Source organism: Streptomyces antimicrobicus, assembly GCF_020532625.1.
GTDB classification, from domain to species: domain Bacteria; phylum Actinomycetota; class Actinomycetes; order Streptomycetales; family Streptomycetaceae; genus Streptomyces; species Streptomyces antimicrobicus.
In genome coordinates this window covers 39,653-61,533 of sequence record NZ_JAJAUY010000009.1, presented here as the reverse complement: position 1 = coordinate 61,533, position 21,881 = coordinate 39,653, and the positions used below count along the sequence as shown (strand labels likewise).

The 21,881-nt window shown below is 74.8% G+C and carries 22 protein-coding genes; 15 read left to right on the top strand and 7 right to left on the bottom strand.

The genetic code is table 11. The features are described 5' to 3' along the window. Positions 1–122 precede the first annotated feature (122 nt). From LG632_RS04140 to LG632_RS04105, 8 genes are all read left to right on the top strand, one after another. Positions 123–1,592, top strand: coding sequence for a VCBS repeat domain-containing M23 family metallopeptidase (locus LG632_RS04140; RefSeq protein WP_226725280.1), 1,470 nt, complete (start codon positions 123–125; stop codon positions 1,590–1,592). A gap of 212 nt (positions 1,593–1,804) precedes the next feature. After that, positions 1,805–3,322 (top strand): glycoside hydrolase family 18 protein, encoded by a 1,518-nt coding sequence (locus LG632_RS04135; RefSeq protein WP_226725278.1) that lies wholly within the window; start codon positions 1,805–1,807, stop codon positions 3,320–3,322. 133 nt (positions 3,323–3,455) lie between these two features. Next, positions 3,456–4,157, top strand: a complete 702-nt coding sequence (locus tag LG632_RS04130; RefSeq protein WP_226725276.1) for a thioesterase II family protein — start codon at positions 3,456–3,458, stop codon at positions 4,155–4,157. Beyond that, positions 4,154–5,485, top strand: a complete 1,332-nt coding sequence (locus tag LG632_RS04125; protein WP_308107912.1) for a beta-ketoacyl-[acyl-carrier-protein] synthase family protein — start codon at positions 4,154–4,156, stop codon at positions 5,483–5,485. Before LG632_RS04130 ends, LG632_RS04125 begins: the two co-directional genes overlap by 4 nt. Then, a complete protein-coding gene (locus LG632_RS04120) occupies positions 5,482–6,687 on the top strand; it encodes a ketosynthase chain-length factor (RefSeq protein ID WP_226725274.1) in 1,206 nt (401 codons plus the stop codon). Before LG632_RS04125 ends, LG632_RS04120 begins: the two co-directional genes overlap by 4 nt. 39 nt (positions 6,688–6,726) lie before the next feature. Continuing rightward, positions 6,727–7,017 carry an acyl carrier protein gene (locus tag LG632_RS04115; protein ID WP_226725273.1) on the top strand — a complete coding sequence of 97 codons (291 nt, stop codon included), beginning with the start codon at positions 6,727–6,729 and terminating at the stop codon, positions 7,015–7,017. A gap of 1 nt (position 7,018) precedes the next feature. Continuing rightward, positions 7,019–8,290: an FAD-dependent monooxygenase gene (locus tag LG632_RS04110; protein WP_226725270.1), complete on the top strand. Its 1,272-nt coding sequence runs from the start codon at positions 7,019–7,021 to the stop codon at positions 8,288–8,290. 73 nt (positions 8,291–8,363) lie between these two features. Beyond that, complete coding sequence (locus LG632_RS04105) at positions 8,364–9,269, top strand: RNA polymerase sigma-70 factor (RefSeq protein WP_226725268.1); 906 nt, start codon at positions 8,364–8,366, stop codon at positions 9,267–9,269. 68 nt (positions 9,270–9,337) lie between these two features. On the opposite strand, the gene LG632_RS04100 is transcribed toward LG632_RS04105, so the two are convergent. The 5 genes from LG632_RS04100 to LG632_RS04080 all read right to left on the bottom strand — a co-directional run bounded on the left by LG632_RS04100 (position 9,338) and on the right by LG632_RS04080 (position 12,470). After that, positions 9,338–9,772: a YdeI/OmpD-associated family protein gene (locus tag LG632_RS04100; RefSeq protein WP_226725267.1), complete on the bottom strand. Its 435-nt coding sequence runs from the start codon at positions 9,770–9,772 to the stop codon at positions 9,338–9,340. Positions 9,773–9,799: 27 nt separating this feature from the next. Continuing rightward, complete coding sequence (locus LG632_RS04095) at positions 9,800–10,462, bottom strand: VOC family protein (protein WP_226725265.1); 663 nt, start codon at positions 10,460–10,462, stop codon at positions 9,800–9,802. Positions 10,463–10,467: 5 nt separating this feature from the next. Further along, positions 10,468–10,989 carry a helix-turn-helix transcriptional regulator gene (locus tag LG632_RS04090; protein WP_226725264.1) on the bottom strand — a complete coding sequence of 174 codons (522 nt, stop codon included), beginning with the start codon at positions 10,987–10,989 and terminating at the stop codon, positions 10,468–10,470. Between the two features lie 29 nt (positions 10,990–11,018). Beyond that, positions 11,019–11,429 (bottom strand): VOC family protein, encoded by a 411-nt coding sequence (locus LG632_RS04085; protein WP_226725262.1) that lies wholly within the window; start codon positions 11,427–11,429, stop codon positions 11,019–11,021. Positions 11,430–11,501: 72 nt separating this feature from the next. Next, entirely contained in the window at positions 11,502–12,470 is a 969-nt protein-coding gene (locus LG632_RS04080; RefSeq protein ID WP_226725260.1) for a ScbA/BarX family gamma-butyrolactone biosynthesis protein, read from the bottom strand. Between the two features lie 139 nt (positions 12,471–12,609). Between LG632_RS04080 and LG632_RS04075 the strand changes: the two genes are divergently transcribed. Beyond that, positions 12,610–13,530 carry an NAD-dependent epimerase/dehydratase family protein gene (locus LG632_RS04075; protein WP_226725258.1) on the top strand — a complete coding sequence of 307 codons (921 nt, stop codon included), beginning with the start codon at positions 12,610–12,612 and terminating at the stop codon, positions 13,528–13,530. Positions 13,531–13,637: 107 nt separating this feature from the next. On the opposite strand, the gene LG632_RS04070 is transcribed toward LG632_RS04075, so the two are convergent. Next, positions 13,638–14,168, bottom strand: a complete 531-nt coding sequence (locus tag LG632_RS04070) for a flavoprotein (protein ID WP_226725257.1) — start codon at positions 14,166–14,168, stop codon at positions 13,638–13,640. A gap of 60 nt (positions 14,169–14,228) precedes the next feature. Here LG632_RS04070 and LG632_RS04065 point away from each other — a divergent pair, with 60 nt between their 5' ends. From LG632_RS04065 to fabG, 5 genes are all read left to right on the top strand, one after another. Then, entirely contained in the window at positions 14,229–14,636 is a 408-nt protein-coding gene (locus tag LG632_RS04065) for an SgcJ/EcaC family oxidoreductase (protein ID WP_226725255.1), read from the top strand. A 165-nt stretch (positions 14,637–14,801) separates the two neighbouring features. Continuing rightward, entirely contained in the window at positions 14,802–16,619 is a 1,818-nt protein-coding gene (locus LG632_RS04060; RefSeq protein WP_226725253.1) for a class I adenylate-forming enzyme family protein, read from the top strand. Continuing rightward, positions 16,613–16,945, top strand: a complete 333-nt coding sequence (locus tag LG632_RS04055; RefSeq protein WP_226725251.1) for an antibiotic biosynthesis monooxygenase family protein — start codon at positions 16,613–16,615, stop codon at positions 16,943–16,945. Before LG632_RS04060 ends, LG632_RS04055 begins: the two co-directional genes overlap by 7 nt. Continuing rightward, positions 16,935–18,773, top strand: coding sequence for an FAD-dependent oxidoreductase (locus LG632_RS04050; RefSeq protein ID WP_226725249.1), 1,839 nt, complete (start codon positions 16,935–16,937; stop codon positions 18,771–18,773). The genes LG632_RS04055 and LG632_RS04050 overlap by 11 nt, the downstream gene beginning before the upstream one ends. Beyond that, positions 18,770–19,585 carry a 3-oxoacyl-ACP reductase FabG gene (gene fabG / locus LG632_RS04045; RefSeq protein ID WP_226725247.1) on the top strand — a complete coding sequence of 272 codons (816 nt, stop codon included), beginning with the start codon at positions 18,770–18,772 and terminating at the stop codon, positions 19,583–19,585. The genes LG632_RS04050 and fabG overlap by 4 nt, the downstream gene beginning before the upstream one ends. A 104-nt stretch (positions 19,586–19,689) precedes the next feature. Here fabG and LG632_RS04040 read toward each other — a convergent pair whose 3' ends face one another. Beyond that, positions 19,690–20,685, bottom strand: coding sequence for an AMP-binding protein (locus tag LG632_RS04040; protein WP_226725245.1), 996 nt, complete (start codon positions 20,683–20,685; stop codon positions 19,690–19,692). A 345-nt stretch (positions 20,686–21,030) separates the two neighbouring features. Here LG632_RS04040 and LG632_RS04035 point away from each other — a divergent pair, with 345 nt between their 5' ends. After that, complete coding sequence (locus tag LG632_RS04035; RefSeq protein WP_226725243.1) at positions 21,031–21,858, top strand: NmrA family NAD(P)-binding protein; 828 nt, start codon at positions 21,031–21,033, stop codon at positions 21,856–21,858. Positions 21,859–21,881 lie beyond the last annotated feature (23 nt).

Below are 21,881 nucleotides of genomic sequence, written 5' to 3'. Positions count from 1 at the left end.
CCTCCACCCCCCCTTTTTTCCTCCTCTGCCGCTCGCTCCTTCCTGCCCTCCCCCACCCCCTTCGTCTTCTTCCCTCACCCCCCTTTTCTTGGCACCCCCTGTGCCGGTTTGGACCTGTCATCATGATCAAGAAGTTCATGTCGAAGCCCGTGCGGATCGCCACCGGTCTGCTGTGCGCCACCATCGCCGCCACCACCTTGTCCATCAGCGGCGCCAACGCCGAGGACATCGCCGACGACTTCCACGGCGACATGGAGGCCCTGACCGTCGAGGACATGGGCCTGCCGTCCGAGTACGCGGCGACGCCGATGGCCGCCTTCGCCTCCAGCGACCGGCCCAAGTTCCAGATGCCGTTCAAGTGCGGCGAGACCTGGCGCGGTGCCTCCCGCTCCGGCCACAGCCCCTCGGCCTACGCCATCGACTGGACCGACGGCGGTGACACCCTGAACCGGCCCGTGCTGGCCAGCGCCTCCGGTACCGCCCGCGTCAAGGACGTCGGCAACCGCAGCTACGGCAAGTTCGTGGTCATCGACCACGGCGACGGCTGGAGCACCGTCTACGCCCACCTCAACGGCTTCAAGGTGTCCGACGGCCAGAAGGTGAGCGCCGGCCAGCAGATCGGCATCGTCGGCAGCACCGGCAACTCGACCGGCGCCCACCTGCACTACGAGCAGCGGCACTACGGAACCGACGCGCGCACCACCTTCAACGGCACCGCCTTCTACCCGACGGCCTCGCTGACCAGCAAGAACTGCGCCGACCCGACCCCGGACCCGAAGCCCGAGGGCCCCGGTGGCGGCACCGGCGGCGGTACCGGCATGACCGACCTGGCCTCGGCCGACCTCAACGGCGACGGCGTGCTCGACGTGGTGGGTGTGGAGGCGTCCACCGGCAAGCTGTGGATGTACAAGGGCAACGCCAACGGCACGATCGCCAGCGGCTCCGCCCGCGTCCTGATCGGCGCGGGCGGCTGGAACGGCATGTCGAACCTGGTGGGCGGCGACTTCACCAAGGACGGCAAGGACGACATCGTCGCGGTGGAGGAGTCCACCGGCAAGCTGTGGCTCTACAAGGGCAACGACAACTCGACGATCGCGGCCGGCTCCGACCGCGTCCTGATCGGCTCCGGCGGCTGGAACGGCATGGCCGATCTGACCGCGCTCAACCTCAACGGCGACGGCGTGGCCGACATCGCGGCGGTGGAGAAGTCCTCCGGCAAGCTGTTCCTGTACCCGGGCACCGGCTCCGGCCTGGGCGCCCGCAAGGAGATCGGCTCGGGCGGCTGGAACGGGATGTCCAACCTGACCGGCATGGACCTCAACAACAGCGGCCGCCAGGACCTCGTCGCGGTCGAGAAGTCCACCGGCAAGCTGTTCATGTACCCGGGCGACCGGGGGTACCTGAGCCCGCGCATCGAGATCGGCTCCGGCGGCTGGAACGGGATGTCCGACCTGATCGGCGGCGACCTGCTGAACACCAGCAAGTCCGACGACCTGGTGGCCGTGCAGAACTCGACCGGGAAGCTGTTCCTGTACCCGGGCACCGGGACCGGGCTGGGCGCCCGCAAGGAGATCGGGTCCGGCGGCTGGTAAGCCCCAGGAGGCGTGAGCCGCGGGCCACGGGGCCCTGCCGACGAGCGGAAGCTCTTCGGCAGGGCCCTTCCTGTTAACCCTCCCCGATGGCTTCCTTAAGCGGGCCTCAAGTTCTCCACCCGAGGCCGTGACCTGCCGGTTTGTCCGATTCCGGATCGCTAGCGTGCTGCTCCGTCACCCGTCACCGCACCGATTGGGCAGGCACCGCAGCCATGACCGGAACATCCCATTCCCACCGCCGTACGTCCGGCGCACGCGGCAAGGCCAAGGCGGCGGCCGGGGCGCTGGCCCTCACCGCCACCGTCGCCGGCGCCGCGCTCGCCCTCACCGGCACGGCCCAGGCCGCGTCCGTGGGGGCCGCGTTCACCCGGGCCAGCAGCTGGTCCACCGGGTACACCGGCCAGTACGTCATCACCAACAACAGCGGGCAGGCGCTGGACGACTGGACGCTGGAGTTCGACCTTCCGGCCGGGACGACCCTGTCCTCGCTGTGGAACGGCGAGAAGACCGTGAGCGGCAGCCACGTGACGGTCAGGCCGCCGAGCTGGGCGAGCGGCGGGCTGGCCGCGGGAGCCTCCACCACCGTCGGCTTCGTCACCGCGGCGCAGGGCACTGCGGGCAACCCGACGGGCTGCCTGATCAACAAGGTGAAGTGCTCCGTCTCCGGCGAGCCGGCGCCGCAACCGAGCGGCCGTCCGACGACGACCCCGACGACGAGCCCGACGGCGGCCCCGACGTCCACGGCGTCGCCGAGGCCGACCGCCACGGCCACCGCCACGCCCACCGCGCCGGTGAGCCCGGTCCCGGTCCCGACCGCGACGGCGACGCGGCCGTCGGGGGCGACCCGGTTCGCGCCGTACGTCGACACCTCGCTCCACCCCGCCTACGACCTGCTGGCGACGGCCGACAGCACCGGGGTGAAGGAGTTCAACCTGGCCTTCATCACCTCCGGCGGCGGCTGCAACCCGCTGTGGGGCGGCACCACCGCGCTCGGCTCCGACCGGGTCGCGGCCCAGATCGCGGCGCTGCGCGCCAAGGGCGGCGACGTCCGGGTCTCCTTCGGCGGCGCGGCCGGCTCCGAACTCGCCCTGGCCTGCTCCTCGGCGACCGAGCTGGCAGCGGCGTACGGCAAGGTCGTGGACGCCTACGGGCTGACCAAGGCCGACTTCGACATCGAGGGCGCGGCCCTGCCCGACACGGCCGCCAACACCCGGCGCGCCCAGGCCGTCGCGATGCTCCAGCGCCAGCACCCGGGGCTCGACGTGTCCTTCACCCTGCCCGTCATGCCGGAGGGCCTGACCCAGCCGGGCGTCGACCTGCTGGCCGACGCCCGGCGCAACGGCGTACGGATCTCGGCCGTCAACATCATGGCGATGGACTACGGGCCGGCCTACAGCGGCGACATGGGCGGCTACGCCGTCCAGGCGGCAACGGCGACCCAGGCGCAGATCAAGGGGGTGCTGGGCCTGTCGGACGCGGAGGCGTGGAGGACGGTCGCGGTCACGCCGATGATCGGGGTCAACGACGTGGCCGGCGAGATCTTCACGGTCGAGGACGCCACGCAACTGGCGGACTTCGCCCGCGCCAAGGGCCTGGCGTGGCTGGCCATGTGGTCGGGCGCGCGGGACCAGCAGTGCCCGGGCGGCGCCAAGAACCACGCCGACCCCACGTGCTCGTCGATCCTGCAGGCACCGCTGGCGTTCACCAAGGCGTTCGCGGGGCGGTCGTGACCCGGCCCTGAACCGGCGCCCGGCCGCCGGCCCCCGCCCGTGCCGCTGCGGGCGGGGGCCGTCCCCCCGGCGCTCCAGAGGGGCTCCAGTCCCGCGCGCCATGGTGGGGGAAGTGGCTGGAGGTGGTGGGCTGGTGAAGGTGGTGTGTTTCGCGCATGCCGGGGCCGGGGTCTCGGCCTTTCACCGGTGGCCCGAGCTGATCGGGCCCGGCGTGGACGTCGTGCCCTGGCTGCTGCCCGGGCGGGACCGGCGGCGGCGGGAGCCGCGCGTCGTCGGGCGGGACGGACTGCTGCGGGAGTTGAGCGGCATCGCCGCCGTGGTGGGGGACGAGCCCTACGCGCTCTACGGGCACAGTCTGGGCGGGCTCGTCGCGTACACCCTGGCCCGGGCGTCCGGGGACGTGGGGCTGGAGCCGCCCGCGCTGCTCGGCGTAGGGGCGCTGCCGCCGCCCGACGCGGTGGCCGCGCTCGTGGGCGGTGCCGGGCTGGACGACGCCGCACTGGTCGCGCTGCTGGCGCGGTGCGGGGCGGTGCCCGAAGGGGTGCGGGCCGGAGACGTGTGGCACCGGTCGGTGCTGCCCGTGCTGCGCGACGACCTCGCCCTCGCCGCCGCGCTGCGGGGCGCCGCCGACGGCCCCGTGGACGCGCCGTTGCTCGCCGTCGCCGGGCGCGAGGACCCGCTGGGGCGGCCCGGGGCGGTGGCCGGGTGGCGGCGGTGGACCACGGGCCGGTTCGTGCGCCGTACGGTGCCGGGCGGGCACTTCTTCGTGCGGGACGCGGCGCTGCCCCGGATGGTGGGGCGGGCCGTGCGGGTCGTGGCACGGTGTGCGCGGTGAGCCCGCGGCGGGTCGTGGTCACGGGCCTCGGCGTGGTCGCGCCCGGCGGCGTCGGGGTCAAGGAGTTCTGGGCGCTGCTGACCTCCGGGCGTACGGCGACCCGCGCGGTCACCCGCTTCGACGCCGTCGGCTTCCGCTCCCGGGTGGCCGGCGAGGTGGACTTCGATCCCGTCGCCTGCGGGGTGCCGGTGGAGCTGGACCGGGTCACGCAGTTCGCGCTGGCGTGCGCCACCGAGGCCCTGGCCGATGCCGGGTTGGCGCGGCTGCCCGGCCCGCGGGCCGGGGTGTGCCTGGGGACCGCGCTGGGCTCGGCCTCGGCGATGGACGCCGAGTACCGCAGGCTCAGCGGGGGCGGCGGCCGGTGGCTGGTCGACCGGGGGCCCGCCGGCCGGCTGTGCGACTGGTTCACGCCCGCCGCCGTGGCCGCCGAGGTCGCCCGCAGCGCCGGTGCCGAGGGGCCGGTGTCGGTGGTGTCCACCGGGTGCACCGCCGGGATGGACGCCGTCGGGCACGCCGTGGAGCTGATCCGCGAGGGCAGCGCCGAGGTGATGCTGGCCGGGGCCGGCGAGGCGCCGCTGAGCCCGATCACCGCGGCCTGCTTCGACGCCGTCAAGGCCACGTCCCGGCACAACGACACCCCCGGCACCGCCTCCCGGCCCTTCGACCGGACCCGGGCCGGTTTCGTCCTCGCCGAGGGCGCCGCCGTCCTCGTGCTGGAGGAGTACGAGCGGGCCCGGCGCCGCGGGGCGCACGCCTACGCCGAGGTCCTCGGGTTCGGCGCGACCAACAACGCCTACCACATGACCGGACTGCGCACCGACGGCGCCGAGATGGGCGAGGCCATCCGGATCGCGCTGCGCGAGGCCGGGCTGGAGCCGACGGCCGTCGACCACGTCAACGCCCACGGCTCGGGCACCAAGCAGAACGACGTCCACGAGACCGCGGCGCTGAAACTGGCCCTCGGCGGGCACGCGTACCGGGTCCCGGTCAGCGCCGTCAAGTCGATGATCGGGCACTCGCTGGGAGCCGTCGGCGCGCTGGAGAGCGTGGCGTCGGTGCTGGCCATCGAGCACAACACCGTGCCGCCGACCGCCAATCTGCACGAGCCGGACCCGGCCTGCGACCTCGACTACACGCCGCTGACCGCGCGGGAGCACCCGACCGACGTGGTGCTGACCCTCGGCAGCGGCTTCGGCGGCTTCCACAGCGCCATGGTGCTGGCCCGGCCGCGGCGGCACGCGTTCCCCGCCGAAGGACCCGCCGAACGATCTGCCGAAGGACCTGCCGAAGGACCCGCCGAAGGACCCACCGCCGAGGAGGCTCGATGACCGCGACCGTCGTGACCGGGATCGGGGTGGCCGCCCCCAACGGGCTGGGCACCGGCGCCTGGTGGCGGGCCGTGCTGCGCGGCGAGAGCGGGATCCGCCCGCTGACCCGCTTCGACGCCTCCGGCTACCCGTCCCGGCTGGCCGGCGAGGTGCCCGGCTTCGTCGACGAGGACCATGTGCCGTCCCGGCTGCTGCCGCAGACCGACCGGGTGACGCGGCTGTCGCTGGCCGCCGCCAAGGAGGCCCTGGACGACGCCGAGGTGGACCCGGCGGACCTGCCCGAGTACGGCGCCGGGGTGGTGACCGCCGCCTCCTCCGGCGGTTTCGAGTTCGGTCAGCGCGAGCTCCAGGCGCTGTGGAGCCAGGGCAGCCAGTACGTCAGCGCGTACCAGTCCTTCGCCTGGTTCTACGCCGTCAACAGCGGCCAGATCTCCATCCGGCACGGCCTGCGCGGCGCCAGCGGGGTGCTGGTCAGCGAGCAGGCGGGCGGCCTCGACGCGGTGGCCCAGGCCCGCCGCCACCTGCGCAAGGGGGCCCGCCTGGTGGTGGCCGGCGGCCTGGAGTCGGCGCTGTGCCCGTGGGGCTGGGCGGCGCACCTGGCGGGCGGGGCGATGACCACGAGCGAGGATCCCGCGGCGGCGTACCTGCCGTTCGACGAGCGGGCCGACGGCCACGTGGTCGGCGAGGGCGGGGCGCTGCTGGTGCTGGAGGACGCCGAGTCCGCGCGGGCCCGCGGGGCGCGCCGGGTGTACGGGACGATCGCCGGGCAGGCCTCGACGTTCGACGCCGACCCGGCCGCGCCCCGGCTGCGCGCCGCCGCCGAACAGGCGCTGGCCGAGGCCGGGATCGGGCCGGCCTACGTCGACGTGGTGCTCGCCGACGCGGCCGGCGAGCGGGCGGCCGACCGCGCCGAGGCCGAGGCGCTGGCCGGGCTGTTCGGGCCGCGCGGGGTGCCGGTGACCGCGCCGAAGACGATGACCGGCCGGCTCTCGGCGGGCGGGGCCTCCCTGGACCTCGCGGCGGCGCTGCTGGCCCTGCGCGACCAGGTGATCCCGCCGACGACCGGGACCGTACGGCCGGCCGCCGACTGCCCGCTGGACCTGGTGACCGGCGCCCCCCGGCGGGCCCGGCTGCGCACCGCCCTGGTGCTGGCCCGCGGGCGGGGCGGCTTCAACGCGGCGGCCGTCGTACGGGCGGCCTGAGACCACGCCGGACCACGAACGACGACGGAGGACACGGACATGGGCGAGAGCGAACACCGGGCGCGGGGGCCGCTGGAACTGGCCGACCTGGCACGGCTGCTGAGCGAGTGCGCCGGCGACAGCGAGGGCATCGACATGACGGACCCGGCGGTCCTGGACCAGGACTGGGTGTACCTGAACTACGACTCCATCTCCCTGATCCAGACCACCAGCCGGATCGAACGCGACTACGACGTCCAGCTCGACGAGGAGGAACTCGGCGACGCGGACACCCCGCGGCGGTACCTGGAGATGATCAACGCCGCGCTGTCGGCGCGGGCGGGGGTCTGACGTGCCGGACGGCCCCGGCCCCGGCGCCGGCGACCGGCCTCGCACCCGCCCCGCCCTCGACGCGGACGTCTGCGTGGTGGGGGCCGGGCCCGGCGGGCTGGCCCTGACGCTGATGCTGCTGCGCTCCGGCCTGCGGGTGGTGCTGGCGGAGAAGTCGGTGAGCCTGCGCCGGGAGTTCCACGGGGAGATCCTGCAGCCCGGCGGGCAGCGGATCCTCGACGAGCTGGGCGTGCTCGTACCGGCCCGGGCACGCGGGGCGTGCGTGCTGGACCGCTTCCAGGTGCGCGAGCGCGACCGGACGCTGCTCGACATCGACTACCGGCGCCTGGGCGGCCCGTACGACCACCTGCTCGCGCTGCCGCAGCCGCACCTGCTGGCCGAGCTGCTCGGGGCCTGCCGGGCCCTGTCCGGGTTCACGTACCTGGAGGGGCACCGCGTCGTGGAGCTCACCGAACGGCGGCCGGGCGGCCCGTACGCCGGGGCGGTGCTGCGCGGCCCGGCCGGCGGGCGGGTGGCGGTGCGGGCGCCGGTGGTGGTCGGGGCGGACGGGCGGTTCTCCCGCACCCGGGCGCTGGCCGGGATCGGCGCCGGGCGGTCGGAGTCCTTCGCGCAGGACGTGGTCTGGTGCGCGCTGGACGCCCCGGGCCGGGCCACCGGCGCGGTACGGGTGCACCGGGCGGGCGGCAGCGCGGTGCTGGTGCACGACGCCTACCCCGACCGGCTGCGGATCGGCTGGACCCTGCCGCACGGCGGCTGGAGCCGGGCCGTCGCCCGGGGCATCGGCGCGATCCGCGACGAGCTGGCCGCCGTCCTGCCGGAGCTCGCCGACCTGGTGCGGGCCCAGCTGACGTCGCTGTCGCAGCTGACGCTGCTCGACGTGTTCGCGGCGCAGGCGACGCGGTGGTGGCGCGAGGGGGTGGTCCTGATCGGGGACGCGGCCCACACGCACGGGCCGATCGGGGCCCAGGGCATCAACCTGGCCCTCCAGGACGCGGCGGTGCTGCATCCGCTGCTGGTGCGGGGGCAGCCGCTGGAACGGTACGCCGCCGAGCGCGCGCCGGTCGCGGCGCGGATCCACCGGATGCAGGTGATGCAGGCGCGGGCGATGCTGGGGCCCTCGGCCGGGCCGGTCGCCTCGTACCTGCGGGCGGGGGCGGCCTCGCTGGTGACGCGGACCCCGATCGGGGCGAAGCTGACCCGCACGATCGCGCAGGGGCCGGTGGCGGTGCGGGTGCGGACGGAGCTGTTCGTGGCGGCGACCGCCGCGCGCTGATCCCCCGCGCGTGTCACGTCTGCCGCGGGGCCGCTGTCCCATGGACAGGACGGCGGACGGAGAATGTGACGTCATGAGCGAGGAACCGCAGAGCGACGCCCTCGAAGTCTTCACCGCGCACCGGCGGCTGCTGTTCGGCACCGCCTACCGGATGCTCGGCAGTGTCGCCGACGCCGAGGACGTGCTCCAGGACGCCTGGCTCAGCTGGGACAAGGCCGACCGGGCGGCGGTGGCCAACCCGCGCGCGTACCTGGTGCGGACGGTCACCAACCTGTCGCTGAACCGGCTGACCTCGGCCCGCGCCACCCGCGAGGCGTACGTCGGGCCGTGGCTGCCCGAGCCGCTGCTCACCGCGCCCGACGTCGCGGAGGGGGCGGAGGTGGCGGACAGCGTGTCGACCGCGCTGCTGGTGGTGCTGGAGACGCTGAGCCCGCTGGAGCGGGCGGTGTTCGTGCTGCGCGAGGTGTTCGGGTACGCGTACGCCGAGATCGCCGGGGTCCTCGACCGCGGGGAGGCGACCGTACGGCAGACCGCGCACCGGGCCCGTGCGCACGTGCAGGCCCGGCGGCCGCGGTTCGACACCGACGCCGGGCGGCGGCACGAGGTGACCGAGCGGTTCCTGGCGGCCTGCGCCGGCGGGGACCTGGCGGCCGTGATGGAGCTGCTGGCCCCCGACGTGATCGCCTGGTCCGACGGCGGTGGCAAGGTCAGGGCCGCCCGCCGGCCGCTGTACGGCACGGACCACGTGGCGCGCTGGCTGATGGGGGTGCTGGCCAAGCCGGAACTGCGGGGCGTGGCCATGGAACCGGCGCCGATCAACGGCGAGGAGGGCGTGCTGTTCAGTGTGGCCGGGGTGCCGGTGGGGGCGGTCACCTTCGACCTGACCGAGGACGGGCTGGTCCAGCACCTGCGCTTCCAGATCAACCCCGACAAGCTGTCGGGGCTGCACCCCGGACGCGGCCGCGCCGGCGCGGGCTAGGCCCTCGCGGGCCGGACGGGCGCGGGTCGGGGTGGGTTCGTCCTGCCGTGCGGGGCCGCTCCGCGGGGTCAGCCCCGCAGGGTGGCGACGGTCTTCTCGATGCGTCGGCGGCGCGTCTCGGGCTTCTTCGCGCTCTCCACGGCGCGCACGTGCTCGCGCTTGCGGCTGTACGCGAGGTCGTCGTAGGCGGCGCGGGCGACCGGGTCCGCGTCCAGGGCCTCGGCGAGGTCCGCGGGTTCGACGACGACGCGCGGCTCGGTGTCGAGCTCGACTGCGACCTCGACCTCGTCGCCGACCGCCACTCCCGCGGCCCGCCGGTGGGCATGGCTGAGGCCGAGCAGGTGGCGGCCGCGCAGGAGGGCGACCCGGCTCTTCCAGGAGTGCCCGTTGAGGGTGATCGTCACCGGCGGCCGCGGGCCCCCTCCGAGCGCCGCCACCACCTCGGGGGGAACTTCCAGGCCCCGCATGGGCTCGGGCGGCTCGACGTAGGACCGGAACTTCATGGTCTTCTCCTGGTCGGCGGTCAGCGGTCAGGACGGGAGGGGGGCGAGCGGCGCGGCGGGCTCCCAGGCGAAGCCGTCCGGGTCGGTGAAGGAGTCGGGGGCGCCGCCGAGGACGATGCGGTGCGAGCCCGAGCCGTCGGCGGGGACGCCGAGGTCCTTGGCCAGGGCACGCCGCTTGTACAGCGCCAGCTTGACGGGGCTGCCGGACCGGCCGGGGGCGAACTCGACGTACTTGCTGCCGAAGCTCTTGGCCACGGTCAGGCCCCGTTCGACGTAGAACTGCTTGGTGGCCTTCACGGCCTCGACGCCGAGCAGCAGGACGACCTCGTCGATCTCGCGGGTGTCGGGGCCGGTGTCCTTCTTCGCCGAGGTCGCGATCTTCCAGATCGTCCCGTCGGGCGCCTGGACGACGCCGCCGTAGCCCCACAGCGACTTCGCGGCGGGCTTGAGGACCGTGGCGCCGGCGGCCACGGCGGCCCCGAGGAAGCCGTCGACGGTGGCCGGCCCGGACACCGTGAGCCCCAGGGTGAAGCCCCGGAACCCGGTGGAACCCGCCTCGGACCGCCGCAGCCGGACGTACGGCTCCACGCCGAAGGCGCGGTAGAAGCGGCGGGCGGCTTCGGGGTCGGCCACCTCGAGGGTGACGGACGCGAGGGACGTGGTGGCTGCGGAGGAAGTGGTGGTTGCCATGCCCCTCACGCTAGGGGTCGGGCACCGGCCGGGGCTTCTCGATTCCTGACCGGTCTGGAGACCTGCTTCGCCACGCACGCCGGCATGCCCTCCCCGTGGATCGCCGGCCCCGCGTCGCCGTCCGGGCCCGCGGCATCGGCACGGTCGGCCGTCGCCTGCGCCGCCTGGCGCCGGAAGGCCCCGGGCGGCATGCCGACCAGCTCGGTGAAGCGGGTGGTGAACGTGCCGAGGGAGGCGCAGCCGACCGCGAAGCAGACCTCGGTGACGCTGAGGTCGCCCCGCCGCAGCAGCGCCGTCGCCCGTTCGATGCGGCGCGTCATCAGGTACGCGTACGGCGACTCGCCGTAGGCGGCCCGGAACTGCCGACTGAGGTGCCCGGCGGACATGTTGACGTCGCGGGCGAGCGCCTCCACGTTCAGCGGCTGCGCGTATTCCCGGTCGATCCGGTCGCGGACGCGGCGCAGCCGCGCGAGATCGGCGAGCCGCTGCGCCTGGACGCGGGCGCGCCGCCACTCGGGCTTGCACATGGGACCCTCCCCTTCCCCGCCCGCGCGGGTCAGCGCACTTCCTGGATGCGGACCAGGTTGCCCGCGGGGTCGCGGAAGGCGCAGTCGCGGACGCCGTACGGCTGCTCGGTCGGCTCCTGGACGACCTCGGTGTCACCGGCCTGCACCTTCTCGAACGTGGCGTCGAGGTCCGGGGTGGCCAGCAGGATCCAGCCGTAGGTGCCCTTGGCCATCATCTCGGTGATCGTGCGGCGCTCGTCCTCGGTGACGCCCGGATCGGTGGCGGGCGGCGCCAGGAGGATCGACGTGCCCGGCTGACCGGCCGGGCCGACCGTGATCCAGCGCATCCTGCCCTGCCCGACGTCGCTGCGGACCTCGAAGCCGAGGACGTCGCGGTAGAAGGCGAGGGACGCGTCCGGGTCGTCGTGCGGGAGGAACGTCGTGTGAATGGTGATGTCCATGGGGAGCAGGCTAGGGGCGGTTCCCGGCCCCGCGCTTCTCCGTTCCTGATCGATCCGGGCAGATGAGGACGTTCAGGAGACGCAGCGCAGTTCTGTGGCGCTGGTGGCCGCCGTGGTGGTGGCCGTGAAGACGGTCCGGTCGTTCTGGCGGGCCGTGACGTGGACCTGGAGGCGGTCGGAGGGGTCCCAGGCCCGCGGGGTCACGCTGGTCTCGATCCAGCAGGGCGCGTCGAGTTCGACGTAGCGGAGGAACTCGGCGTCCATGCCGAGGATCCGGGCCGTGGCGGGGTGCGCGGCGGCGTGCGTGGCCTGGCGGGCGGCCTCCAGCAGCAGCATGCCCGGCGCGTGGTCGACCGGGTGGTCGAACAGCGTGGGGTGCGAGAGGTCGGCGCGCAGCTGGAAGCGGTGGGGGCGGTCGCTCGCGGCGAGCACCACGTCGCGGGCGCGGTCCCGGCCCACCAGGTGCGCGACGACCGGCGGGGCCGGCGGCAGCACCGCCGTGTGCAGCTCGTCCAGGTCGGCGTAGCCGGGGCGCAGCCGCTCGTGGACGGCGGGCGACTGGTTGGTGAAGACCGCCTCGGCGCCGCCGAGCAGCCGGCCCTCGCGCACGAATCCGACGTTCATCGTCAGGCCCGCGAGGCGGTGCCCGCGACGGCTGACGTCCGTGCAGGAGATGTGCAGTTCGAGCTCCGTCGGGGCGTCGCCGACGGCCAGGACGGCCGGGTCCACGGCGTGGACGAAGCGGTCCCAGATCTGCCGGTGGCCGAAAGGCGCCCCGTACGCGGCGTGGCTGAGCAGCGGGATCGCCTGGCGGACGGTCTCGGCGAGGAGCAGCGGATCGTGCTGCCCGTCGACGGTCGCGTAGAAGGCGTGGTCGCGCGGCCATTGGGCGGTGACGACGAAGAGGTCCTGGCCGACGGCCCGCCAGCCGGTCAGGAGGACCTCGCTGTGGGCCGCCTTGTGGACGTACTCGCGGGCGACCGGGCGGGTCAGGACGGGGCGGGCGGGCGCCGGAGCGGTGGTGCCGACAGACGAGATCACGACTGGGTCCCCCCATGGACGTCGTTCGTGGGATTGGCCGAAGGGCGGTGCAACGGTGCGGCGGCCTCCGTAACATAGAGAATGTTCTTTTTTTTGTCGAGTACGGGTCGAGGCTCGGTCGAGTGTCTTGGGGGGCGCCATGATCGTGGTGAGCGGCGGGACCGGATTCGTCGGTTCGGCAGTGGTACGGCAGTTGCGCGAGCAAGGCGCGCAGGTGCGGCTGCTGTCGCGGGCGCAGGGGGTGGACCTGGGGGTGCCGCAGTCGTTGCGCGGTTCGTGCGAGGGGGCGAGGACGCTGCTGTCGCTGGCGTCGTACGTCGGCCCCGACGCGCAACAGTGTGCGGTCGTGAACGACCGCGGGACGAGAGCACTGATGTCGGAGGCGCGGCGGGCGGGTGTGCACCGGATCGTCCACCTGTCCACCTGCGCGGTGTACGGCCCCGGGCCCCATCGGGGTCCGGAGGTCGGGGAGGTCCGGCCGGCCCCGGTCTCCCCGGCGAGCCGCAGCCGGCTCGCCGGCGAGTCGCCGGTGCTGGCGGCCGGCGGGACCGTGCTGCGGGCCGGGCTGGTGACCGGGACGGGGGACCGCTGGGCGGTGCCGGCGCTGGTGGACGCCTTCCGGCGGCTGCCCGGGAGCTGGGCCGGCGGGCGCGGACTGGCCTCGTACATCGACGTGGACGACCTGGCCCGGGTGGTCGCGGCCCTGGCGACCGGGCCGCGGGTGCTGCCCGCCGGAGTGCTGCACGTCAGCCACCCGGAGCCGGTGCGCAACGGCGAGCTGATGACCGAACTGGCCCGGCACGGCATCCTGCCGCACGACCCCGCCGAGGGCGGGGACCTGAGCTGGCAGGAGTGCCTGACCGGGCTCGACGAGCGGCCGGGCTGGGTGAGCCCGCGTCAGTTCGCGCTGCTCGCCGGCGACATGTGGTACCGCAGCGACACCGTCTGGCGCCTGGCGGCGGTCCCCCCGGGGCCGGGGCCGCTGCCCCGGCTGGCCGGCGCGGCGCAGTGGTACCGCGTGCGCGGGGGGAGCCGGCCGGACGCCGAGCTGGTGGCTTAGGCGGGGCGGGGCGGGTCTCTGCGGGCCGGGGCGGGCCGGGCCGGGCGCTGTTCGCGCCGGGCCGGCCCGGGGACGTAGGGGGCCGGGGGCTCTGCCGGCCGGGTCCGTCAGGACGGAGTGACCGCTCCCAGGGCCACGTCCCACGGGAAGGACTCCGGTGCGTCGGGCCCGGCCGGGCCGGGGACGAAGCCCTGGTCGCCGTGGAGGACGGTGACCCCCGCCCCGCGCAGGACCGCGAGGCTCTGGTCGAACTGGGGATGGGCGGCCAGGGCCGCGTTGGTGCAGGGCATCGTGACCACCGGGGTGCCCTTGCCCAGGGCCTCGGCGACCACGCCGACGACGAAGCGGTCGGTCAGGCCCAGGGCCCAGGCGTTGACCGAGTTGAACGTCGCCGGTGCGAACAGGACGGCGTCCGCCGCGGGCCAGACGTCGGGCTCCCCGGGCATCTTGTACTGCCAGCGCACCGGATGCCCGGTCAGGGCCGCCAGTCCGTCCAGACTCCCGGCCACCCAGTGCGCCGCCGTCGGGGTCAGCCCCAGGCACACGTCCCAGCCGCGCGCCTGCGCCTCCTCGATCACGTGGGCCACGTCGAAGACCGGCGGGGCGGCGGAGCAGAGCAGGTAGAGAGTGCTTGTCATGACCACCATGTGATCACACTCCTTGACCTCGACATTACTTGAGGTCGCAGACTGGCTGCCATGACCACCGAGAACACGGCGCGCGCCGCCGACATCGCAGCCATCCACCGGGTCGTCGCCGAGGTCGAGGCCTCCCAACGGGCCAAGGACCCCGACGCGTTCCTCGCCCTCTTCCACCCCGAGGCCCTGTGGACCACCGCCCACGGCAAGGTCCTCGTCGGCTTCGACGCCGTCTCCGCGTTCACCCGGCAGGTGCTGCCGGGCGCCTCCTGGGCCGGCGAGGTCTTCTACGAGGCCACGCACGTGCAGTTCCTGCGGCCCGACGTGGCCGCCGTCAAGGTCCGCCAGCTCTACCGGGCGCCGGAGGGGGACTCCGAGGGCACTCCGCTGTACGTGATGACCAAGCAGGACGACGGCCGCTGGCTGCTGACGGTCGGCCAGAACACGGAGGTCCGGCAGGACGGCTGAGCCGGGCGGGGCGCGGGGCCGGGCCGTACGCGGGGCCGGGCGGGACGCCGCGTCGGGGCGGGGCGTCGTCCGGGGCGTCTCCGGCGGACGTCGAGCGGCTCTCCGGCGGGCTTCGAGCACCGGCGCGGACCGTGGGAACACCCGCGTCCCCAGGAGGGCAGAGACGTGCCGGTCTTCCCCTACCCCGAGCTGCCGCTCGACGGGCTGCTGCGGCGCGCCGCGCGCCGGGACCCGGACGGTGTGGCGATCCGCTCCGACGACGGGCGCCCGGCGGTCACCTTCGCCGAGCTCGACGCGCAGGCCGACCGGGTCGCCGGGCACCTGGAGCGGGCGGTCGGGCGGCGCGGGGCCCGGATCGGCGTCGCCAACGTCCTGGACGCCTCCTTCGCCGCCGCCTTCTACGGCACCGCCCGCAGCGGCAACACCGCCGTCCTGGTGAACCCGCTGCTCAAGGAGCCCGGGCTGGCGCACGTGTGCGCCGCGGCCGCCGTCGAACTGGCCTTCGTACCGGAGGCGACCGCGCGGCTGCTGGCCGGGCTCGCCGACCGACTTCCCGAGCTGCGGGCCGTGGTGACGCCCGCGGACGGGCCGGACGGGTGGTGGGCGCTGCCGGCCCCCGCGGCGGGGGAGCGGCAGGCGCCCGGGCCCGCCGGACCTCCCGGCACCTCCGCTTCCGCTCCCGCCTCCGCGCCCGTGCCGCCCCCCGACCTCGACGACGTGGTCTGCATCCAGTTCACGACCGGCACCACCGGCCGGCCGCGCGGGGTGCGCCTGACCCACCGCAACCTCGTCGCGAACGCGGCCCAGACCGCCGCCGTCCACGAGCTCGGACGTGAGTCGGTCACGCTCAACCACCTGCCGCTCCTCCACGTCATGCACCTGAACTCCGCGGTGTTCGCCGGGGCCTGCCAGGTGCTGTGCACCGATCCCGACCCCCTGGCCTCGCTGGCCGTCGCCGCCCGCGAGGGCGCCACCCACTACTACGGGCTGCCCGCCCGGCTGCACCGGCTGGCCGCCCAGTTGCACGACGCCGAGGAGGTCAGCATCGAGGGCGTGCCCGCCGGGCCGCGGCTGACCGCCGTCCTGTCCGGCGGCACCGCCCTCGACCCGGCCGCCGCCCGGACCCTGCGCCGCCGGCTCGGCGTCCCCGTCGTCCAGGGCTACGGGATGGCCGAGCTGTCCCCGCTCAGCCACTGCCGGCGCCCGGCCGCCGAGCCGCCGTACGACGAACGCGACGCCTACGACCGCCCGCGCAGCACCGCCGTCGGCCCGGCCGTGCCCGGTACCGAGTGCCGGATCGTCCACCTGGACACCCGCCGCCCGCTGGCCCCGTACGCCACCGGCGAGGTGCAGGTGCGCGGGCCGCAGCTGATGGCCGGGTACCTGGACTGCCTCGGCCCGGCCAAGGTCGGGTACGGCGGGTGGTTCTCCACGGGCGACGTCGGCTATCTCAACGCCGAGGGCGAGCTGTTCCTCGTGGACCGGCTCGGCGACGTGTTCAAGTACGACAACGAGCTGGTCTCGCCGACCGCCGTGGAGGCCGTCGTCGCCGCGGACGAGCGGGTCGCCGACTGCGTCGTCGTCGGCTGGCCCGACCCCGTGCACGGGGCGGTGGTGTGGACCGGCATCGTGCTGCGCGATCCCGCCCAGCCCGGGCTGCTCGACGTCCTGGACTCCATCGTGGAACGGGCCAACGAGCGGCTCGCGCCCTTCGAGCAGATCCGCCGCGTCGAGGTCCTGGACGCCGTGCCGCGCACGCCCGTGGGGAAGCCGGCGCGGCGGGGGCTGGCGATGAGCATCCGGACCCGGGCGGCCGTCGAGACCGGCCGGGGGGCGGGCCCGGCTTCCGGCTTCGGCCCTCCTTCCGGCCCTCCTTCCGTCCCTGTCCCTGCTGCCGTCCCTGTTCCCGCTGCTGTTCCCGCCCCTGCCGCTGTTCCCGTTCCCGTTCCCGTTCCTTCTACGTCAGGGAGTTCCCCGTGGTGACCTTCGTCAACAAGCTGACCGTGCACGGCGACATCGAGGAGTTCCTGGCCGCGAAGGAGAGGATCTCCGCCTTCATGAGCGCGCAGCCGGGCCACATCGCGCACCGGACGCTGAACTCCCTCGGCGAGCCGAACGTCTTCGTCGAGATCGCCGAGTGGGTGGACGCCGCCTCCCACCGGGCCGCGATGACCAGCGAGACCTTCCGTGAGCTGGTCGGCCCGCTCGCGGCGCTGGCCACGCCCGAGCCGGGGCTGTTCCGGACGGTCGAGGAGGGGCCGTGGCGGACGCCCGCGGCCGTCGTGCCGGAGCCGGCGCATGCGGCCTGAACCGGCCGGGAGCGGGGGTCACGCGGCCGAGGTGCTGGTCGTGGGGGCCGGGCCCGTCGGGCTCACCGCCGCCCATGAACTGGCGCGGCGGGGGCTGGCCGTCCGGCTCGTCGACGCCGCGTCCCGGCCGGCGGCGACCAGCCGGGCCGTGGCCGTGCACCCGCGCACCCTGGAGACGTTCGACCAGATGGGCGTGATCGACCCGGTCCTGCGGGCCGGGCGGCCCAACCGGGCCTTCACCATGTACGCGGGCGGGCGCCGACTGGTGCGGCTGGACGCCGACTACGCGACCATGCCGACCCGCTACCCGTACACGGTCGTCATCGAGCAGACCCGCACCGAGGAGCTGCTGCGCGAGGCCGTCGGCCGGCTCGGCGTGCGGGTCGAGTGGGGTGTGCGGCTCACCTCGTTCACGCAGGGCCCGGACGCGGTCCGGGTGCTGCTGGAGCACGCGGACGGGCGGAGGGAGAGCTTCGCCGTGCCGTGGCTGGTGGGCTGCGACGGCGGGCACAGCACGGTCCGCAAGGCACTCGGCCTGCCGCTGCTCGGGGAGTCCCGCGAGACGTGGGAACTGGCCGACGCACCCGTGGCCGTGGACCTGCCGCAGGACACCATCTACTGGGTCCACACCGGCGGCCAGGCCCTGATGATGGTGCCGTACCGCGAGGAGGGCCGCTGGCGGCTGCTGGACACCGCGCCGGCCGGGCCGGGGGCGGATCCCCGGCCCGTGGCCGAACGGTTCTCGGCCAAACTGTCGGCCGGGCTGGGGCGGGAGGTCCGGGTCGGGGAGCCGTCGTGGACCTCGGTGTTCACCTTCCAGCAGCGGATGGTGCCGCGGATGCACGAGGGCCGGGTGTTCGTCGCCGGTGACGCCGCGCACGTGCACAGCCCGGCCTCCGGGCAGGGCATGAACACCGGCGTGCAGGAGGCGTACAACCTGGCGTGGAAGCTCGCCATGGTCGGGCGGGGCCACGCCGGGCGTGCGCTGCTCGACACCTACGACGAGGAGCGGGTGCCGGTGGGGCGGGCGCTGCTGGGCTCGACCCGGCAGGCGACGTACCTGGTGCAGTTCAAGAACGCGCTGGCGGGGCTGGCGCTGCCGCTGGTGATGGGCGCCGTGCGCAACGCCGCGCCGCTGCGCCGGGCGGTGCAGCGCAAGGTGCTCGGCGGGATGTCGGGGCTGCGGCTCGGGTACGCGGACAGTTCGCTGACCACCGCGTCCGCGTCCGCGTCCGCGTCGGCGTCCGCGTCCGTGCCCGCCGCCGGTGGCGGCGGTGCGGGGCCGGTGCCCGGGTCGCGGGCGGCCGTCGCCGCCGCGCGGTTCCCCGGGGACCCGGGCATCGCCGCCTTCGCCGCGGAGCTGCGCGATGTGCGCTGGTCGCTGCTGTACGTGCCCGAAGGCACCGGGGAGGCGGCCGGGACCGCCGCGGCCGCGCACGCCCGTCACGGCGCGTGGCTGTCGGTGCGGACCGTCCTCGGTGGACGGCGGCCGGCGGGGCGGGCCGGTCGCGGGACGGCCGGCGGAGCCGGGCGTCCGGCCGGGCGCGGGACCGTGTCCGGCCCGGTGCCCGGGCCGTTGGTCGACGGGCGCGGCCGGTTGCGGCAGGCGCTCGGGCTGGCGGCGGGCGGCTGGATCCTGGTGCGGCCGGACGGGTACGTCGCCGCCGGCGGGCCGGAGCTGACGGAGGACGCCCTGGCCCGGGCACTGGCCCCGCTGCGGCTCCGGCCCCACCCGGCTTCCGGCGCGCCCCGAGTGGATCGCGCCATCGTCGAGACGTCGACGCGAGTGGCCGGGACGTCGACGCGAGCGAGGGAGGGGGCCCGATGACAGCAGGGACGGCGAGGACGACGGGCAGGGCACCGGAACGGCCGGTGGCCCTGGTCACCGGGGCGACCAGCGGCATCGGGCTGGCCGTCGCCCGGGACCTGGGGGCGCGCGGGCACCGGGTGTTCCTGTGCGCGCGGACCGGGCCGGCCGTCAAGCAGACCGTCGAGGACCTGCGCGCCGAGGGCCTCACCGTGGAGGGCACGGCCTGCGACGTACGGGACCGGGGCGCGGTGGCGGAGCTGGTCGCGGCGGCCGTGGAGACGTACGGCGGGACGGTGGACATCCTGGTCAACAATGCCGGGCGCAGCGGCGGCGGGGCCACGGCCGGTATCACCGACGAACTGTGGCACGAGGTCATCGACACGAACCTCAACAGCGTGTTCCTGCTGACCCGCGAGGTGCTGAACCACGGCGGGCTGAGCCGGGCGAGCTGGGGGCGGATCATCAACATCGCCTCCACCGCGGGCAAGCAGGGCGTGCTGCTGGGCGCGCCGTACTCGGCGTCCAAGCACGCCGTGGTCGGCTTCACCAAGGCGCTCGGCAAGGAGTTGGCGCCGACCGGGGTCACCGTGAACGCGGTCTGCCCGGGGTACGTCGAGACGCCGATGGCGGCGCGGGTGCGCAGCGGGTACGCCGCGGCGTGGGACACCACGGAGGAGTACGTCCAGGAGCAGTTCGAGGCGAAGATCCCGCTGGGGCGCTACTCGACGCCCGAGGAGGTCGCGGGGCTGGTCGGCTACTTGACCACCGACCTGGCGGCCTCGATCACGGCCCAGGCGCTCAACGTGTGCGGCGGGCTGGGGAACTTCTGACCCCGCTGGGTCTTTCCCGATCCCGCCGAATCGTTTCTGATCCCGCCGGAAGGGCCCCGGGAGACTCTGGTCTCCCGGGGCCCTTCCGGCGGTGGTCCGCCCCGTCAGACGCGGGTCGGGGGGCCCGTCAGGTCCCAGACCGTGGCCTGGGGGGCGATCGCGGCGGTGTGCCAGGCGGCCGGGCAGCTCGGCGGGACGGGCTCGCCCGCGAGGACCACGTGCCGCAGCGACGGGATCCGGGTGCCGGCCGCCGCCGTCGTCAGGCGGGCCAGGGCCGAGGGGAGTTGCGTCAGGACCGTCACCCCGTGCGCGGTCAGGGTGCGGGCGAACTCCCGCGCGTCGCAGGCGGTGTCCCGGTCCACGACGACGGCGCGTGCTCCCGACAGCAGGGGGCCCCACATCTCGCGCATGCCGAGGTCCAGGCTCATGGAGTGGTAGGACGTCCACACGTCGTCGGGGCCGGCCTCCAGCGTGGGCAGGGCCACGTCCACCCACGACAGCACGTCCAGGTGGGTGACCGGCTCCACGGACAGGGCGCGGCCCGGGTTGCCGCCCGCGGACGGCAGGGCCAGGAACGCCGTGCGCTCGGGCAGTTGCCGGCGTACGGCCTGCTCCGGGCGGACGGCGACCACGAACGGGCCGGCCTTGGCGACGGGGATCTCGTCGCGCAGCAGTCCGCTGTCGGACAGGACCATCTCGGCGCCGGAGTCCCGCATCAGGAACTCCTGCAGGCCCGGGTTGTGCCCGGGCTCCAGCGGCAGGACCGCCGCGCCCGAGCGCATCACGCCCACCACCGCCGCGGCCGCCGCGCACGTGCGCCGGGCGCGGACCGCGACGGCCTCGCCGGGACCCGCGCGGCCGCTGAGCCGGCGGGCGATGTCGTCGGCCAGCAGCTCCAGTTCCAGGTACGTCGCCGTGTCCTCGGCGTCCTGGGCGGCGATCCGGCCCGGATGGGCGGCGGCCACGGCCGCGAAACGGACGTCGATGCGATCGCGGCGCGCGGGGCGCTCGCCGGCCGGGTCGAGCCCGAGCCGTTCGAGCAGCCCGGCCAGCTCGGCGGACAGCTGTTCGAGCTCCGGTTGCTCCGGAGTGGGGTTCATCTGGCCTCCCGGACCTCGGGTCGGTACTGGCGAACACCGATGGTGTCGGGAACGCTTGGAGAAGCGCTGGAGTCTTGGCCGTACAGGGCCGGTCGGGAGCCGGTCAGGGGTCGCTCGGCGTGGGCTCGTGAGCCGCTCAAGACCCGCTCCAGGAGCCGTTGAGGACCACTCGGGATGCTGTGGCCCACCCCGTCCGGGCATGCCTACGATTCTCGGGCTCATGCCGCAGCCGCACTCTCCGCGGCGCATGCGAGTCGACGATCCTGACCAACTCGTAGACGCACGCGTATGGAACTGAGCTTTGTGGCTATGGCCCGTCTCGCGAGAGTGGACTTGACTGTACTCATGACTCAGAACACGCAGAACGCGCAGATCACCCTCGTCATCGGCGGTCACGGCAAGACCGGCCGTCGTGTCGCCGAACGTCTCACCGCCCAGGGCCGGGCCGTCCGCATCGGCTCCCGCAGCGGCGAGCCGCCGTTCGTCTGGGAGGACTCCAGCACCTGGGGGCCCGCCCTGGAGGGTGTGGACCGGGTCTACATCACCTACTACCCCGACCTCGCCTTCCCGGGCGCCGCCGAGCAGGTGGCGGAGTTCTCCAAGGCCGCCGTCGCGGCCGGCGCGCGCCGCCTGGTGCTGCTGTCCGGCCGTGGCGAGGAGGCCGCCGAGGTCAGCGAGAACCACGTGAAGGCCTCCGGCGCGGACTGGACCATCGTCCGCTCCAGCTGGTTCAACCAGAACTTCAGCGAGAGCTTCTTCCTGGAGCCCGTGCTGGCCGGCGAGATCGCCCTGCCGACCGGGGACGCGGTGGAGGCGTTCGTCGACGCCGACGACATCGCCGACGTGGTGGTGGCCGCGCTGACCGACGACAAGCACATCGGCAAGACCTACGAGCTGTCCGGCCCGCGCCTGCTCAGCTACAGCGACGTCGCCGCCGAGCTGTCCAAGGCGACCGGCCGCGACATCAAGTACATCTCCGTCACCAACGAGGAGTACCGCGCGGTGCTCCGCGAGAACGGTCTGCCGGAGGACTTCGCCGACCTGTTCACGATGATCCTGGACGGGCGCAACGCGCACCTGGTCCACGGTGTCGAGGAGGCCCTGGGCCGCAAGCCCAAGGACTTCTCCGACTTCGCCCGCGAGGCGGCGGCCACCGGCGTCTGGAACGTCTGACGCCTCACCGGTCCTCTCGACCA